Source organism: Streptomyces sp. NPDC033136 (assembly GCF_055578235.1).
The window spans coordinates 25,838-41,999 of the sequence record NZ_JBVIPD010000016.1; the positions used below are offsets into that span (position 1 = coordinate 25,838).

A 16,162-nucleotide genomic window follows, 5' to 3' on the forward strand; every position below is an offset into this window, starting at 1 on the left:
CCAAAACGGGCCTCACAGCAGCGGATTGGGCAGTTCCGCCCACTGGTCGCCGGGCGTCCGCGGCGAGAGCCGCATCAGCGTCAGCGCCTTCGTCGGCAGGGGATCCACGCGTAGCGCCGCGAGGTCCGGGGTGTGCGGGAGATCCCGTACGGCCCTCTCCAGCGCCGCCGCGAGCGCCTCGTACGACCCGGCGGTCCCGGCCAGCGCGCCCGCCACGAGGGAGCCGAAGAGCTTGCGGCGCAGGGCGCGTTCGTCGTCCGTGACCATGCGGGCGGGCAGCTCGGGCACCTCGATGCCGTGGCGGGCGAGGCGGGCCGGGCTGACGCGGATGTCGGCCAGGTCGCGGTAGACCAGCCGCAGTGGATCACCCGTGGGGGAGAGGACGACCAGGAGATTCTGTCCGTGCGCCTCCAGGGCCACGCCCAGCTCCAGCATCCGCAGGCCGACCGTGAGGGCGAGGCGCGCGAAGGCGGCCAGCCAGGCGGGGGAGCGGGGCAGCTCGGTGGTGGCGAGCGCCGCCACCGGCAGGACGCGTTCGCCGCGGCCCGCGCAGGCCTGCGGCGACTCCCGCAGGACGGCCGCGAAATCGGGGGAGCCACCCGCCGCCGCGCCCAGGGTGCGGGTGACGTGCAGCAGGCCGCCCGTGCGGGCCGCCGGTACCCCGGCGAAGTCCGACAGCACCGCGGACGCGGCGACCGAGGGCAGCGAGATGTCCCGCACCGAGGACGTCAGCCGGGCACTGAGCGAGGTCTTCACATGCGGCCCGCCGGGCAGCGCGAGCGTCCTCAGGGACATCAGCGGATGCCCCGGCCGCCGCTCCTCGCACGCCCGCTTCAGCACATGCGCCGCCTGCCACGGGTGCACCGGCAGCACCACCCGCCCCCCGTCCCGCAGCTCCCGCGGCCACTCGCCCGTGACGAGGCACTCCTCCGCCCGCACCGGCACCAGCCCCAGCTCCACCAGCGGCCGGTGCTCGGGCCCGTAGGCGAGCTGCTCGGCCACCGAGAAACCGGGCCGGGACCGGCAGGTCGGGTGGAACGGATGCCCGTCCACGATCCGCTGCTCCCACTCCCAGTCCTGCTCCGGCCACGTCTCCCGCGCACCCTCCTGCCCCGCCCTCGACAGCGCCAACGAGGCGACGCTGTGACCGAGTTCGGCGGCGAAGGAGCCGGACCGCGGTACGGCGAGGGCCGTCACCAGCCGCGCCGGATCGTCGTGGTCCGTCCCGTCGAGCCGTACGACGGTGACGTACGCGCCGGTGGCGTACGGATCCGGCCGCGGACCGTGCAACCGGCGTCCGTCGCGCAGGTGCAGGGTCAGCCCGTCGCGGCCCTCCTCCCTGCGCGTGACCCAGGGCAGCGGATCATGGGCCAGACCACGCCACAGGCGGGACAGCACGGCCGCCCGGGCACCGGGCAGTTCGGCCTCGTACCGCGGCAGGAGTCCGGGCCGGACGAGGGCCAGCTCGTCGGCGACCTCGGCCTCGGCGGTGGGGGGACGGTGCACGGGAGGGCTCCTCGGGTACGAATAGGGCGTCACAGCGGAATGGCGACGACCGACATACTGATCATCTCCGCCCGGAACGCTGGAAGGACCACAGGGACGAGTGGAACGCGTGGACCTCATGCCCCCGCCCGCCGACGACGACTCGGCCCACGGTGACGACCCGGCCACCGGCGGTCTCGCCGACGCGTACGCCGCCGTGCCCCTGCTGAACTGCCTGCTGCGGGAGGTAGCCCGGCCGGTGCGCCAGGAGGGCGGACACCGGGTGTACCGCCTGCCCGGCGGCGACCGCCTGCTGCGCGTGCGCGGGACCCGGCGGCCCTCCGGGCCCGAGGTCCGGGCGGCGGACGCCTGGCACCGCCTCGACCACACCGAACTGGTCAAACTCGTCGCCGAGGAACTGCGCCGGTACACGGGCCGGTCCAACCACGAACTGCCCGCCGAGATGATCGACAGCCGGGACGCCGTGGCCGCGCTGCTCGCGGCCCGGTCCCGCGCCACCCCGCCCGGGGACCTCTACCTGCGCTCCGAGCAGTGCCTCCTCACCGGCCACACCCACCACCCCGCCCCCAAGGCGCGCGGTGGCGGCCCCGCCGCCGGCTGGCTGCCGTACGCGCCCGAGGCGTACGCCCGGTTCCCGCTGACCCTGCTCGGACTGCGCGAGGACTGCGTCGTCGAGGAGGGCGACACCTCGGCCCTGGACGCCCTCGGCACCGCCCCGCCCGGCTACCGGCTGCTCCCGGCCCACCCCTGGCAGCTGGACCTGGCCGGCGGGGAGCTCGACGCCGCCTTCGCGGACGGCCGGCTGGTGCGGCTCGGCACGACCGCCTTCGACAGCCGGCCCACGGCCGCGATCCGCACGCTCCACACGGCCGAGCACGACCTCTTCCTGAAGTTCAGCCTGGACGTGCGCATCACCAACGACATCCGCCGGCTGTGGCGCCACGACCTGCTCGCCCTGCGCCGGACCGACGAGGCCGTCCGCTCCGCCTTCGAGACGTGCGAAGGCCCCGCGGCCTGGCTCAGTGACCGCGGCTACCGCACCGCCGACTTCGCCTTCGAGCCCCTGGCCGTCCTCGTCCGCGACGGCTTCGGCGGCCGTCTGCTGCCCGGCGCGACGCCGCTGCTCGCCGCCGGACTCGTCGAGGGCTTCGACGGCAGCCCGCTCGACCGCGCCGCCGACCCCGGGGCCTGGTGGGCGGCCTACCTCGCGCAGGTGGTGCCCCCGGCCCTGGCGGTCTTCGCCGGGCACGGCGTCGTCGTCGAGGCCCACCTGCAGAACACCCTGGTCGCCGTGGACGCCGACGGCCTGCCCGTGCAGGCCCTGTACCGGGACGCCGAGGGCGTGAAGCTGCTGCCGGAGGTCTCGCGCGAGGCGGGCTGGGAGCGGCTCGTGTACTGCCTGGTCGTCAACCACCTGATGGAGATCGCCGGCGCCCTCGCCGAACGCCACCCCGGATTCGACCCCTGGCCCGCCGCCCGCCGCGAACTGGCCCGCCACGACCTCCCCGAGATCCCCGCCCTGCTCACCTCACCCACCCTGCCCGCCAAGACGAACCTGCTGCTGCGCTGGACGGGCGCGGACGGCGCCGACGCCCGCTACCGGCCGCTGCCCAACCCGCTCGCGGAAGGAACGTGACGAGCCGGCCCGACGCCCCCTCCGAGGCCGGGCATCCCGCATGAAATGATGATCACCACGAGCGGAGAGGGAGGGCGCGGCATGTCGGCGACGCCGGGCGGAGAGGTCCCGTGCCGCATCGTCGTCTGCCGGGACTGCTGCTGCGGCAGCCCCAAGGTGACCGGCGTCGATCACGCCGAGCAGACCGAGCGCCTGCGCGCGGCGGCACCGGTGCGTGTCTCCGACTGCCTCGACGTCTGCGACCAGGCCAACGTCATCGTCGTCCGGCCGTCCGCCGCGGGCCGGGCCGCCGGGGCACGGCCGGTGTGGCTCGGGCTGGTCAACGACCCGGCCGCGACCGAGGACGTCGTCTCCTGGGTGCGGGAGGGCGGCCCCGGTGTCGCGCCGCTGCCCGACATCCTCGGCCTGTACGTCATCACGCCCGCGGCGCGGCGCCGCTCCGGCGGTTCATGACGCGGCCGGCACCCGGAGCACGGGCATGCCGACGCGCCCTACCCGGCGAACTCCGTGAGGGTGCCGCACCTGTCATGATCTCTCGTGTACTCATCCACCCTTTCGGCCCCGTACCAGCAGCCACAGGAAGTACGGCGTGCCGATCACCGCCGTCATCAGGCCGGCGCCCAGCTGGGCCGGGGCGATGACGGTGCGGCCGATGAGGTCGGCCGTGCAGACGAGCGCGGCCCCGAGCAGGACGGCGACCGGTACGACCCGCACATGCCGCCGGCCCACGAGAGCGCGGGCCGCGTGCGGTGCCACCAGGCCCACGAAGCCGATGGTGCCGGCCGAGGCGACGGCGGTCGCGGCGAGCAGCACGCCCACCACCAGGAAGCCGAGCCGGGCCCCGGGCAGCCCGAGGCCGAGCAGCCGCGGGGTGTCCTCGTCGAGGGAGACCAGGTCCAGCTCGGTGCGCCGGGCGACCGCGACGGCCAGGCCCAGCGCCAGCACGAGCGCGACGGGCAGCACGTCGGCCATGGTCCGCCCGTACGTCGAGCCGGACAGCCAGGTCAGCGCCTTCGTGGCGTTGAACGGGTCGGTGAGCACGATGAGCAGGCTGATCAGGGCCGTCGATCCGGCCGCCATGCCGATGCCGACGAGAACCAGCCGGTTCTGCCGGTAGCCGCCCCGGGCGGCGAGCCCGAAGACGATGGCGGAGGCCAGCGCCGCACCCGCGAAGGCGGCACCGGCGACGCCCCAGGATCCGACGGCGGGGGCGGTGGTCACGAGCAGGACCGCGCCCAGCGCGGCTCCGCCGGAGACGCCGAGTACCCCGGGCTCCGCGAGGGGGTTGCGGGTCACGGCCTGCACCAGCGTGCCGGCCAGGGCGAGCGACGCGCCCGCGCACAGGGCCGCGAGCACGCGCGGCACGCGGGTGTCCAGGACGAAGGAGACCGTCCGTCCGGCCCGCCCCTGCAGCCAGTTGGCGACGTCGCCGAGCAGCAGCTTGCTGTCGCCGAGCAGGACACCGGCCAGCGTGACGCCGACGACCGCGGCGACCAGGACCGTCACCGCCACCAGGAACGCCGCCCGGCTCGGGATCCGCAGCCGGTCCGGTGTCTCGGCCCCGGCGGTGTCCCGCAGCCGCACCGCTGTCACGACCAGGAACACGGCACCGACCAGGCTGGTGACGATGCCCGTGGGGACGGCGACCGCCGTGTCCGCGGGGACGAGTGCCCGCAGCAGCACGTCGGACCCGAGCACCAGGCCTGCACCGGCCAGGCCCGCCACGGGCAGGGCCGCCCTGGCCCGGACGAGGCCCCGGAACCGGCGGGCGAGCGGACGCACCAGGGCCGGGGCGCACAGTCCGACGTAGCCGAGGGGGCCGGCGAGCGTGACGGCTGCCGCGGACAGCAGGGCCGCGAGGACGACCACCGTGACGCGGGTGGCGTGGACGGGGACGCCCAGCCCGCGCGCCGCGTCGTCCCCGAGGGCGAGCGCGTCGACCCGGCGGGCGACCAGCAGCAGCCCGGCGAGACCCACCAGGGCGACGGGCAGCATCTGCAGGACGCCGTCGAAGCCGTTCTGGGCGATGCTGCCCTGGTTCCACTGGTAGAGGCCCTCTGTCTGCTGCGGGAACAGCAGGAGCAGCCCTTCCGTGACGGAGTTCAGGCCCAGCGCGAGCGCGGTGCCGGCGAGGACCAGCCGTACGGTACCCGTGCCGAGGCCGGACAGGGCGAGCACCACGGCCGCGGCCACCAGCCCGCCCGCGAAGGCGACGCCGGAGGAGGCGAGCAGCGGCAGCGAGACGCCGGTGGCGCCGACCAGCCCGAGGGCCAGATAGGAACCGGCGTTCACGGCAAGGGTGTCGGGCGAGGCGAGCACGTTGCGGCTGACGGCCTGCAGGACGGCACCCGCGATGCCGAGGACGACGCCGACCAGGAGGCCGGCGGTCATCCGCGGCAGCCGGGAGGCGATCACCACCGAGGCGTCGCCCGGATCGGCCTGCCCGGTCAGGGCCTTGAACACCTGTGAGGGCCCGACGGCCGCGGTTCCCTGGGTGATGTCGACGACGGCGAGGGCGGCGACCAGGAGGACGAGTCCGGCCGTCACCGCGGCCGCGCCCGTCCGGGACGCGGCCGCCGGACGACGGGTGACGGGGGGCGCTTCGGTGACGGCCATGGCCCCGCTACTTGGTCAGCGCGTCGACGAGAGCGTCGATGTACGCCTCCATCGACTCGGGACCGCCGAACATCCAGATGCCGTCGGGCAGCCGGTGCACGTCACCCGACTTCACGAACGGCAGGGAGGTCCAGACGGCGTTCTTCTTCAGCTGTCCGGTGAAGGGGTTGCTGGACTTGTCGCCGTCGTTGCCTATGTAGGCGAACCGGACGTCCTTCGGCAGGGCGGTGAGGCCCTCGACGTCGGTGGTGCCGAGGCCGTAGGCCGGGTCGCCCTTGACCTTCCAGGCGTTCTTCAGTCCCAGCCGCTCGTTGACGGCGCCGATGAGCGAGCCGCTGGTGTAGGGGCGCAGGGAGACCTGGTTGGAGGTGACATAGCCGTCGGCGAAGGCGATGCCGGCGCCGTCGAGCCCGGCGTCGGCGAGGGCCTTCTTGCCCTCGGCGACCTTGGCCTCGAAGTTCTTCCGGGCCGTCTCGGCCTTGTCGGTGGTGCCGGTGGCCTTGGCGATGAGGTCGAGGTTCTCGAACATCTGCCCGACCTGGTCGGAGGCGTCCGCGGACTTGATCTCCAGCACAGGGGCGATCTTCCGCAGCTGCTTCACGGCGGCGTCCGGCAGGTCGGAGCTGGCCACGATGAGGTCGGGGGAGAGCGAGGCGATGGTGTCCATGCTCGGCTCGCCGCGCGTGCCGATGTCCTTCGGCTCGTTCTTCAGCGGGACGGCGGTGTCCCAGGTCTTGTAGCCCTTGACGTCGGCGACGCCGACGGGGTCGACGCCGAGGGTGATGAGGCTCTCGACCTCGTTCCACTCGGTGGCGACGACCTTCTTGGCCGGGCCGTCGAGCTCGACCTTCGCGCCGGTGGAGTCGGTGAGGCTGATGGCCTCGGAGGTCTTCTTCGGCGAGCTGTCGGCGGCCGGCTCGGTGGTGCCGCAGGCGGCGAGGGTGAGGGCCGCGGCGGTGGTGGTGGCCGCGGTGAGCAGGAGACGTCTCATGAGGTGGTGCCGAGCCTTTCGCTACGGGTGGTACGGGTGTGGTGCCGGCCGATCGGGCGGGTCCGTATCCGGCCGGTGTGGGGGTCGGTGTCGACGTCGATCCGGATGCCGTAGACGGCGGTCAGCCGCTGCGGGGTCAGGACCTCCTCGGGCGGGCCGTCGGCGACGATCCGGCCCGCTTCGAGCAGCGTGATCCGGTCGGCGATGGCCGCCGCCTGGTCGAGGTCGTGCAGGACGACCCCGACGGCGATCCCGTGGTCGTCCGCCAGATCGCGGACGAGGTCGAGGAGTTCGATCTGGTAGCGCAGGTCGAGATAGGTCGTCGGCTCGTCCAGCAGCAGCACACCGGTCTCCTGCGCGAGGCAGCCGGCGAGCCACACGCGCTGCAGCTGCCCGCCGGACAGATGGTCGGCGCCGCGCGCGGCGAGGTCCGTCACCCCGGTCAGCGCGAGCGCCCGCTCCACCGCGGCCGAGGCGTCCGGATCCGGGCGGCCGAAGCGGCCCCGGTAGGGGTAGCGGCCGAACTCGACGAGATCCCGCACGGTCAGTCCGCTGGGCGTGGGGCGCCCCTGCGTCAGCAGGGCCACGTAGCGGGCGAACTCCCGGGCGGTCAGGGCGAGGCCGTCGGTGTCGCCGTCGATCCTGAGCTCGGCCCGGCGGGCCCGCTGCAGCCGGGCGACCGTCCGCAGCAGCGTCGACTTCCCGCTGCCGTTGGGACCGACCAGGGCGGTCACCTCGCCGGGCCGCAGCGCGATCGCCGCGTCGTGCACGACGTCCGTGCCGTCGTACGACACGGTCACGCCCGTGGCCGACAGCTGATGTCCGCGCAGACGCGGTCCGTCGGCCGTTTCTTCACCAGATCTCACGCGTCGAAGGTTAGCCTAACCTAATATCGCCTTGACAAGAGGGTTCGGCGCCTGGCCTCGCGCCGGGCCCCCGGCCCCCTCGTACCGGCGAGCAGCCGATGCCCGCCGGGCATCAGGGACGTGGCCGATGTCGGCGACCCGCGCGCCACGGCACGGACGCACCGGTACTTTCCGGCCCGCGCCCCCTGGCGGCGGCGCTCCACGTCCCCGGCGCCGAGGGGGCGAGCGGCCGATGGGCTCGCGTGAGCGCCGCCGCGCCGGGGCGGCTGCCTTTGTATGCTCGGGCTGTATGCGCTGGAGTCGGCCGTGAAGGGCGGGTAGACGGTTTGTGGGGCCTGGGAAGATGCTGAGAGAGGTCACCGCGACCCGATACGTCGAGCCCCTGCGGACCGGCGGTTCCGTCCCCGGCGTCGTCGAGGCCGACGACCTCGGCACCTACGTCGTCAAGTTCACCGGCTCCGCACAGGGCCGCAAGGCGCTGGTCGCCGAGGTGGTCGTGGGGGAACTGGCCCGGGCCCTCGGACTGCGCTTCCCAGAGCTGGTCCTGGTGCGCTTCGACCCGGCGATCGCGCGGCACGAGCCGCATCAGGAGGTACGGGGCCTGCACGCGGCCAGCGCGGGGGTCAACCTCGGCATGGATTGTCTGCCGGGAGCCCGGGACTTCACCCCGGAGGTCGCCCGGGTCTTCCCCGTCGATCCGCTGGAGGCGGGGCGGATCGTCTGGCTCGACGCCCTGACCGTCAACGTCGACCGCACGGTCCACAGCTCCAACCTGATGGTCTGGCCCACCCTGGGCGTGGCGCCTCCGCGCCTGTGGCTCATCGACCACGGCGCCGCCCTCGTCTTCCACCACCGCTGGGACGGCACCGACCCGGCCAAGGCCTACGACTTCCGGCACCACGCCCTCGGCCACTACGGGCCCGACGTCCGGGCCGCCGACGCCGAACTCGGGCCGAAGGTGACCGAGGAACTGCTGCGAGAGATCCTCGCCGAAGTCCCGGACGCCTGGCTCGCGGACGACCCGGCCTTCGCCGCTCCTGACGCGGCACGCGAGGCGTACGTGACGTACCTCCACGCGCGCGTGCGGGCCTCCGGGGCGTGGCTGCCCACGGACTTCCCGCCCCGGGAGGAGCTCGCCGCCGAGGAGGCCCTGCGGGCGGCGAAGAACCAGCAAGGACGCCCCGCGTGGCTCAAACAGGTCCCCGACCTGCACGGCAGGCCCGCGGCCCAACAGGAATGGTCGGTGCACCTCGGATGAGTGGCCGTGTCGAGATCGAGTACTGCACCCAGTGCCGCTGGCTGCCCCGCGCGGCCTGGCTGGCGCAGGAACTGCTCACGACCTTCGAGGCCGAAGTCACCGAACTCGCGCTCAGGCCCGGCACGGGCGGGGTGTTCGTCGTGCGCGTCGGCGACGAGGTCGTATGGGACCGGCGCGAGCAGGGCTTCCCCGAACCGACGGCCGTGAAGAAGGCCGTACGCGACCGAGTGGCCCCGGGAAAGACCCTGGGCCACTCGGAGCGGTAGCTGTTCAGCCCTTGAGCTGCTCGTACGCCGGCAGTGTGAGGAAGTCGGCGTAGTCCTCGTCGAGGGAGACCGTCAGCAGCAGATCGTGCGCCTGCTGCCAGTTGCCGGCCGCGAAGGCCTCGTCGCCGATCTCGGCGCGGATGGCCGCGAGTTCCTCGGCGGCGACCTTGCGGGCCAGCTCGGCGGTGACCTGCTCGCCGTTGTCGAGGACGACCTCAGCGTTGATCCACTGCCAGATCTGCGAGCGGGAGATCTCGGCGGTGGCCGCGTCCTCCATCAGGTTGAAGATGGCGACCGCGCCGAGACCGCGCAGCCAGGCCTCGATGTAACGGATGCCGACCTGCACGGCGTTGACCAGGCCCGCGTACGTGGGCTTGGCGTCGAGCGAGTCGACGGCGATGAGGTCGGCCGCCTTGACGTCGACGTCCTCGCGCAGCCGGTCCTTCTGGTGGGGCTTGTCGCCGAGGACCTTGTCGAAGGACTCCATGGCGATCGGGACCAGGTCGGGGTGGGCGACCCAGGAGCCGTCGAAACCGTCGTTCGCCTCGCGGTCCTTGTCGGCGCGGACCTTCTCGAAGGCGACCTTGTTGACCTCGGCGTCCCGTCGGGAGGGGATGAAGGCCGCCATGCCGCCGATCGCGTGTGCGCCGCGCTTGTGGCAGGTACGGACGAGGAGTTCGGTGTACGCGCGCATGAACGGGGCGGTCATCGTCACCGCGTTGCGGTCCGGCAGGACGAACTTGGCGCCGCCGTCACGGAAGTTCTTGACGATGGAGAACAGGTAGTCCCAGCGGCCCGCGTTCAGCCCGGAGGCGTGGTCGCGCAGCTCGTAGAGGATCTCCTCCATCTCGTACGCGGCCGTGATCGTCTCGATCAGGACGGTGGCCCGGATCGTGCCCTGCGGGATGCCGCAGTACTCCTGCGCGAAGACGAAGACCTCGTTCCAGAGGCGGGCCTCCAGGTGCGACTCCGTCTTGGGGAGGTAGAAGTAGGGGCCCTTGCCCAGGTCCAGCAGGCGCTGGGCGTTGTGGAAGAAGTACAGGCCGAAGTCGACGAGCGCGCCGGGCACCGGGGTGCCGTCCGCGTCGGTGAGGTGGCGTTCGTCCAGGTGCCAGCCGCGCGGGCGCATGACGACCGTGGCGAGCTCCTCGTCCGCCTTCAGCACGTACGACTTGCCGGACACCGGGTCCGTGAAGTCGATGGCACGGGTGTAGGCGTCGGTGAGGTTGAGCTGGCCCAGGACCACGTTCTCCCACGTGGGCGCCGAGGCGTCCTCGAAGTCCGCGAGCCACACCCTGGCGCCCGAGTTGAGGGCGTTGATGGTCATCTTGCGGTCGGTGGGGCCGGTGATCTCGACGCGGCGGTCGTTCAGGGCGTCCGGCGCCGGGGCGACCTTCCAGGAGTCGTCGGCGCGGATCCCGGCCGTCTCCGGGAGGAAGTCGAGGCGGGAGGTGCGGGCGATCTCGGCGCGGCGCTCGGCGCGGCGGGCGAGGAGTTCGTCACGCCGCGGCGTGAACCGCCGGTGCAACTCGGCCACGAAGGCGAGGGCCGCTTCGGTGAGGACCTCCTCCTGGCGGGGCAGGGGCTCGGCGTCGACGATGGCCAGCGGGGACGGCGCTGGAGCGGACATGAACGGTCACTTCCTTCAGCGAGCTGTGAAGACGAACCGGCGGCATGGCACCGGGTGCCAGTCTTCCCGGATACGGCGATCGGCGCCCGCGGAGCCTTCGGGCGCTTCTGATCAGTGGATACTAGTTTCCTCATAGTGGAAGTTCAATCGTCTGTTGATGTCGAGACTCTCCAGGCCGAGGCAAGGTGGCGCTCCGTGCCACCCTGCTCACTCAAGGTGGGCCAGATCGGCCTCCGTGTCGATGTCGAAGGGCCGGGCCACGTCCCCGCACTCGACGAGCGTGATCCCCGGCTCGTGCTCGTTCAGATAGGCGCGTGCCCCCCGGTCCCCGGTCGCAGTCGCGGCGATGCCCGCCCAGTGGGCGGCCCCGAACAGCACCGGATGGCCGCGCACCCCGTCGTACGCGGCCGACACCAGCGACTCCTCGTCCTTGTGCGCCCCGAGGACCCGGGCCACCGCCGCCGCGCCGATCCCGGGCTGGTCGACGAGCGAGACCAGGGCGGCCGCCGCGCCCGAACCGGCGAGCGAGTCCAGCCCGGCCCGCAGGGACGTCCCCATACCCTCTTCCCAGTCGGGGTTGCTGATTAGGACGCATCCCGGCAGTGCGGCTCGCGCCCGGACCTCGTCCGCCCGCGCGCCCAGCACCACATGGACCCGCTCGCAGCCGCCCTCCCGCAGCACCCGCACCGCGTGTTCCACGAGCGGCCGTCCCCGGTGGGTGAGCAGTGCCTTGGGCCGCCCGCCGAGCCGCCGCCCGCCCCCTGCGGCCAGCAGCAGTCCCGCGACCGCCCGTGCCCCGCCCTTCGTCTCCCGTGTCGTCATGACCCCTGCATACCGCACGCCCCGCGCGGGCCCGGCGCGGCGCGGGGGCGAGCATCGCACGGACGTGCGCCTCGGGCCGGAAAGTCACGCAGCGAAACAAGTCGATGACGCAATGGGCTGGCGTCCGGTGGTCCGCGTCGTTTACTGTCGCCCGCACCGACCGGCCGGGCGGCCGAGCGCTGCCCGGTGTGGGGGACTTCGCGTCGGAAGGGCACGCGCACGACAGAGGTGCGAGGGGGAGGACTGTGTTGCGGAGCGTGGAGCGGAAGCGGCAGGGGCCTGTGACCGGCGGTGACGAGGACCCGCGCGTGACGGAGCTGCGCTTCGCGGTGTCCCGGCTGCGCCGCCGCCTGGCCGCTCATCCCGGTGAGTTCGCCGATCGGAGCATCGCCGATGAGGAACTGGCCGCCCTGGACGCCGTGGCGGCCACCGGCGCCCCCGAGGTCCCGCGCATGCGCCGCTCCCTGCTGCTGATCGCCGGGGCGATCGGCTCGGTGAGCGCGCTGTCCCCGGGTCTGTCGGAGGTCCGCCGGGCGGTGGACCTCTTCGGAGGGCCGGTGCACGGGCAGGGCCAGGAGTGCGGTCCGGATCGGTGCTACGGAGGGGAATCCCGGTAACCCGGGTGCGCGGCCCGGGGCGCCACCTGCCCGCGGGCCTGCCGGCGGCGGGCCCTGACGTCCCGGAAACGGGCCGCCCGGCCCCGCCGCGATGCCTGCGCGAGGCCATCCTGGGCCGTGCCCCAGCGGGTCGCGGTCGGGCCGGCGCCCGCGCCTGCGTGTCTTGAGCGCACCGGCCGCACCGGCGCCGCCGGTCCAGTCGTGGTCCCGGCGGGAGTTCTCGCCGGATGCGGTTCTCTCGCGAGAGGCCCGGCCGCCGGACGCGAAGGCGGTTTCCCGGCCGTGCCGGTCGCCGGGGGCGGCTCCCGGGGCGGCGTTGTCAGTCCGTCAGGCGGGGCTCTGGCTGGCGAGGGCCTCCGACAGTTCGCCGGCGACCTGCTGCAGCACCGGCACGATCCGGTCCGTCGCCGCCTCCGTGACCCGGCCCGCCGGGCCGGAGATGGAGATGGCGGCGGCGGTGGGGGAGTCGGGCACCGGGACCGCAAGGCAGCGGACGCCGATCTCCTGCTCGTTGTCGTCGATCGCGTAGCCCTCGCGGCGCACGTCCTCCAGCGCCGCGAGGAACCCGTCGGGCGTCGTGATCGTCTTCTTCGTCGCGGCGGGCATGCCCGTACGGGAGAGCAGGGCGCGCACCTCCTCCGGCGGGAACCCGGCGAGCAGGGCCTTGCCCACGCCCGTGGAGTGCGGCAGCACGCGCCGGCCGACCTCCGTGAACATGCGCATCGAGTGCTTCGAGGGTACCTGGGCCACGTAGACGATCTCGTCCCCGTCCAGCAGTGCCATGTTCGCCGTCTCGCCGGTCTCCTCGACCAGCCGCGCGAGGTACGGCCGCGCCCAGGTGCCCAGCAGCCGGGAGGCCGACTCGCCCAGGCGGATCAGGCGCGGGCCGAGCGCGTACCGCCGGTTGGGCTGCTGGCGTACGTACCCGCAGACCACCAGCGTGCGCATCAGGCGGTGGATGGTCGGCAGGGGCAGTCCGCTGCTCGCGGACAGCTCGCTCAGGCCCACCTCTCCGCCCGCGTCCGCCATCCGTTCGAGCAGGTCGAAGGCGCGCTCCAGGGACTGGACCCCACCGTTGGAGGAGGACCGGGCGGAGTCGGTGGTGCTGGCGCTGGACGTCGGCACGGCGCGTTCCTTTCGGGACTGGCGGAAGAGCTGAAGCCTACCCGGCAGGCGGTTGACTCCCCGGTGTGTACGTAGCTACGTTCTGCTTATTGGAATCTTAATTCCGCTTTGTGGAAACGTCCAGGGTTGGCCGCGGGGAGGGCGCCGTAGTCCAGTGTGCCCTTGACGGAGTCCGGGCGGGAGGGAAGACTCCTTCAACAGAAAGTTGAATTCCGTTACGTGGAAGTTAACGCAAGCAAGTGGACGTAAGGGGTTCGGGTGTCCGACGCTGAACTGGTGCTTCGCTCGACGCGTGTCATCACTCCCGAAGGGACGCGCGCCGCATCGGTCGCGGTCGCCGACGGCACGATCACGGCCGTCCTCCCGTACGACGCACCCGTACCGGAGACCGCCCGCCTGGAGGACCTGGGCGACCATGTCCTGCTGCCCGGCCTGGTCGACACCCACGTGCACGTCAACGACCCGGGCCGCACCGAGTGGGAGGGCTTCTGGACCGCCACCCGCGCCGCGGCGGCCGGCGGCATCACGACCCTCGTCGACATGCCCCTCAACTCCCTCCCGCCGACCACGACCGTCGCGCACCTGCGCACCAAGCAGCAGGTCGCCGCCGACAAGGCGCACATCGACGTCGGCTTCTGGGGCGGAGCCCTGCCCGGCAACATCAAGGACCTGCGCCCGCTGCACGAGGCCGGCGTCTTCGGCTTCAAGGCGTTCCTGTCGCCCTCCGGCGTGGACGAGTTCCCGCACCTGGAGCGGGACCCTCTCGCCCGCACCATGGCCGAGATCGCCGCCTTCGACGGCCTGCTCATCGTGCACGCCGAGGACCCCCACCGCCTCGCCTCCGCCCCGCAGCGGCCCGGCCCCAGGTACGCCGACTTCCTCGCATCCCGCCCCCGGGACGCCGAGGACACCGCCATCGCCCAGCTGATCCGCGAGGCGAAGGCCCTCCACGCGCGCGTGCACGTGCTGCACCTTTCCTCCAGCGACGCCCTGCCGATGATCGCCGAGGCGCGGGCGGAGGGCGTCCGCATCACCGTGGAGACCTGCCCCCACTACCTGACCCTCACCGCCGAGGAAGTCCCCGACGGCGCCAGCGAGTTCAAGTGCTGCCCGCCGATCCGCGAGGCCGCCAACCAGGACCTGCTCTGGCAGGCGCTGGCCGACAACACCATCGACTGCGTCGTCACCGACCACTCCCCGTCCACCGCCGACCTGAAGACCGACGACTTCGCGACGGCCTGGGGCGGCATCTCCGGGCTCCAGCTGAGCCTGGCGGCGGTGTGGACCGAGGCCCGCCGGCGCGGGCACCGCCTGGAGGACGTGGTCCGCTGGATGTCCACACGGACGTCCGAACTCGTCGGGCTCGACGACCGCAAGGGCGCCATCGCGGCGGGCCGCGACGCCGACTTCGCCGTCCTCGCCCCCGACGAGACCTTCACCGTCGAGCCGGCGGCCCTCCAGCACCGCAACCACGTCACGGCTTACGCGGGCAGGACCCTGCACGGCGTCGTGAAGTCCACCTGGCTGCGCGGGCAGCGCATCGTCGCGGACGGCGAGTTCACCGAACCGAAGGGCCGACTCCTCACCAGGCAGCCGTAGACCTCCCCGCACCCGCATCCCCACCGGCCGACCCCCGAAAGGCATCCATCCCGTGACGGCGATTCCCAGCTTCACCGGCGACGCGAACCCCTACGGAGGCGGCGACCCTTACGCGGACTACCGCACCGCCGGCTTCCCCTTCACCCAGTACGCCAACCTCGCCGACCGGCACCTCGGCGCCGGTGTCATCGCCGCCAACGACGAGTTCTTCGCCCAGCGCGAGAACCTGCTGGTGCCCGAGCGCGCCGAGTTCGACCCCGAGCGCTTCGGGCACAAGGGCAAGATCATGGACGGCTGGGAGACGCGCCGCCGCCGGGGCGCCTCCGCAGAGCACCCCTGGCCGACCGCGGAGGACCACGACTGGGCGCTGGTCCGCCTCGGCGCCCCGGGCGTGATCCGCGGGATCGTCGTCGACACCGCGCACTTCCGCGGCAACTACCCGCAGGCCGTGTCCGTCGAGGGCACCTGCGTCGCCGGCTCCCCCTCCCCGGAGGAACTCCTCGGGGACGACGTCAAGTGGACGACCCTGGTCCCGCGCACGCCGGTCGGCGGCCACGCGGCGAACGGTTTCTCCGTCGCCGTCGAGCAGCGCTTCACCCACCTGCGGGTCAACCAGCACCCCGACGGGGGCATCGCCCGCCTGCGCGTCCACGGCGAGGTCGTCCCCGACCCCGCGTGGCTGGAGGTGCTCGGTACCTTCGACGTCGTCGCCCTGGAGAACGGCGGCCGGGCCGAGGACGCCTCCAACCTCTTCTACTCGCCCGCCACCAACACCATCCGGCCGGGCCGCTCCCGCAAGATGGACGACGGCTGGGAGACGCGCCGCCGCCGCGACCAGGGCCACGACTGGATCCGCTACCGGCTCGCCGCCCAGTCCCGGATCCGCGCCCTGGAGATCGACACTGCCTACCTCAAGGGAAACAGCGCCGGCTGGGCCTCGGTCTCGGTCAAGGACGGCGAGGACGGCGACTGGCAGGAGATCCTGCCCCGCACCCGCCTCCAGCCCGACACCAACCACCGCTTCGTCCTGCCGGACCCGGCCGTCGGCACGCACGCGCGCGTGGACATATTCCCGGACGGCGGCATCTCCAGGCTCCGCCTGTTCGGCTCCCTGACCCAGGAGGGAACGAGCCGGCTGACGGCACGGCACCAGGAACTGGGCGGCTGAGACAGCCGGCCCCACCGAAGGGTGTGCGCCCGGCGTCCCGGCCCTCATACGGCCGCGGATGC

Annotated in this window: 13 protein-coding genes and 2 pseudogenes; 7 read left to right on the forward strand and 8 right to left on the reverse strand. The window is 73.2% G+C overall.

Annotated features, from left to right (window positions below):
- Positions 1–12: 12 nt before the first annotated feature.
- Positions 13–1,506: an IucA/IucC family protein gene (locus ACZ5TL_RS26430; protein WP_468592834.1), complete on the reverse strand. Its 1,494-nt coding sequence runs from the start codon at positions 1,504–1,506 to the stop codon at positions 13–15.
- A 100-nt stretch (positions 1,507–1,606) separates the two neighbouring features.
- On the opposite strand from ACZ5TL_RS26430, the gene ACZ5TL_RS26435 reads away from it, so the two are divergent.
- Together ACZ5TL_RS26435 and ACZ5TL_RS26440 are read left to right on the forward strand one after the other, a co-directional pair.
- Positions 1,607–3,142, forward strand: coding sequence for an IucA/IucC family protein (locus ACZ5TL_RS26435; RefSeq protein ID WP_468592835.1), 1,536 nt, complete (start codon positions 1,607–1,609; stop codon positions 3,140–3,142).
- 81 nt (positions 3,143–3,223) lie between these two features.
- Positions 3,224–3,595 carry a (2Fe-2S) ferredoxin domain-containing protein gene (locus ACZ5TL_RS26440; RefSeq protein WP_468592836.1) on the forward strand — a complete coding sequence of 124 codons (372 nt, stop codon included), beginning with the start codon at positions 3,224–3,226 and terminating at the stop codon, positions 3,593–3,595.
- A gap of 90 nt (positions 3,596–3,685) precedes the next feature.
- Here the strand turns inward: ACZ5TL_RS26440 and ACZ5TL_RS26445 are convergent, their stop codons facing one another.
- From ACZ5TL_RS26445 to ACZ5TL_RS26460, 4 genes and pseudogenes are all read right to left on the reverse strand, one after another.
- The gene (locus ACZ5TL_RS26445) at positions 3,686–5,758 is read right to left on the reverse strand and encodes an iron ABC transporter permease (RefSeq protein WP_468592837.1); all 2,073 of its coding nucleotides are present in this window, start codon (positions 5,756–5,758) and stop codon (positions 3,686–3,688) included.
- A gap of 7 nt (positions 5,759–5,765) precedes the next feature.
- Positions 5,766–6,749, reverse strand: coding sequence for an iron-siderophore ABC transporter substrate-binding protein (locus tag ACZ5TL_RS26450; RefSeq protein WP_468592838.1), 984 nt, complete (start codon positions 6,747–6,749; stop codon positions 5,766–5,768).
- A gap of 137 nt (positions 6,750–6,886) precedes the next feature.
- Positions 6,887–6,988: pseudogene (gene fecE / locus ACZ5TL_RS26455) on the reverse strand (Fe(3+) dicitrate ABC transporter ATP-binding protein FecE); the annotation flags it as partial.
- Between the two features lie 90 nt (positions 6,989–7,078).
- A pseudogene (locus ACZ5TL_RS26460) lies at positions 7,079–7,615 on the reverse strand (ABC transporter ATP-binding protein); the annotation flags it as partial.
- Positions 7,616–7,958: 343 nt separating this feature from the next.
- On the opposite strand from ACZ5TL_RS26460, the gene ACZ5TL_RS26465 reads away from it, so the two are divergent.
- The gene (locus ACZ5TL_RS26465) at positions 7,959–8,873 is read left to right on the forward strand and encodes a HipA family kinase (protein ID WP_468592840.1); all 915 of its coding nucleotides are present in this window, start codon (positions 7,959–7,961) and stop codon (positions 8,871–8,873) included.
- Positions 8,870–9,139 carry an Rdx family protein gene (locus ACZ5TL_RS26470; protein ID WP_468592841.1) on the forward strand — a complete coding sequence of 90 codons (270 nt, stop codon included), beginning with the start codon at positions 8,870–8,872 and terminating at the stop codon, positions 9,137–9,139. The genes ACZ5TL_RS26465 and ACZ5TL_RS26470 overlap by 4 nt, the downstream gene beginning before the upstream one ends.
- Positions 9,140–9,143: 4 nt before the next feature.
- On the opposite strand, the gene aceB is transcribed toward ACZ5TL_RS26470, so the two are convergent.
- Together aceB and ACZ5TL_RS26480 are read right to left on the reverse strand one after the other, a co-directional pair.
- Positions 9,144–10,769, reverse strand: coding sequence for a malate synthase A (gene aceB / locus ACZ5TL_RS26475; protein ID WP_468592842.1), 1,626 nt, complete (start codon positions 10,767–10,769; stop codon positions 9,144–9,146).
- Positions 10,770–10,976: 207 nt separating this feature from the next.
- Entirely contained in the window at positions 10,977–11,591 is a 615-nt protein-coding gene (locus tag ACZ5TL_RS26480) for a nucleotidyltransferase family protein (protein ID WP_468592843.1), read from the reverse strand.
- Positions 11,592–11,872: 281 nt separating this feature from the next.
- Here ACZ5TL_RS26480 and ACZ5TL_RS26485 point away from each other — a divergent pair, with 281 nt between their 5' ends.
- On the forward strand, positions 11,873–12,208 hold the full coding sequence (locus ACZ5TL_RS26485) for a DUF5955 family protein (RefSeq protein WP_468593005.1): 336 nt from the start codon (positions 11,873–11,875) through the stop codon (positions 12,206–12,208).
- Between the two features lie 327 nt (positions 12,209–12,535).
- Here ACZ5TL_RS26485 and ACZ5TL_RS26490 read toward each other — a convergent pair whose 3' ends face one another.
- On the reverse strand, positions 12,536–13,333 hold the full coding sequence (locus ACZ5TL_RS26490; protein WP_468592844.1) for an IclR family transcriptional regulator: 798 nt from the start codon (positions 13,331–13,333) through the stop codon (positions 12,536–12,538).
- A gap of 258 nt (positions 13,334–13,591) precedes the next feature.
- On the opposite strand from ACZ5TL_RS26490, the gene allB reads away from it, so the two are divergent.
- Both allB and alc read left to right on the forward strand, forming a co-directional pair.
- The gene (gene allB, locus ACZ5TL_RS26495; RefSeq protein WP_468592845.1) at positions 13,592–14,932 is read left to right on the forward strand and encodes an allantoinase AllB; all 1,341 of its coding nucleotides are present in this window, start codon (positions 13,592–13,594) and stop codon (positions 14,930–14,932) included.
- Between the two features lie 52 nt (positions 14,933–14,984).
- Complete coding sequence (alc, locus tag ACZ5TL_RS26500) at positions 14,985–16,100, forward strand: allantoicase (RefSeq protein WP_468592846.1); 1,116 nt, start codon at positions 14,985–14,987, stop codon at positions 16,098–16,100.
- Positions 16,101–16,162 lie beyond the last annotated feature (62 nt).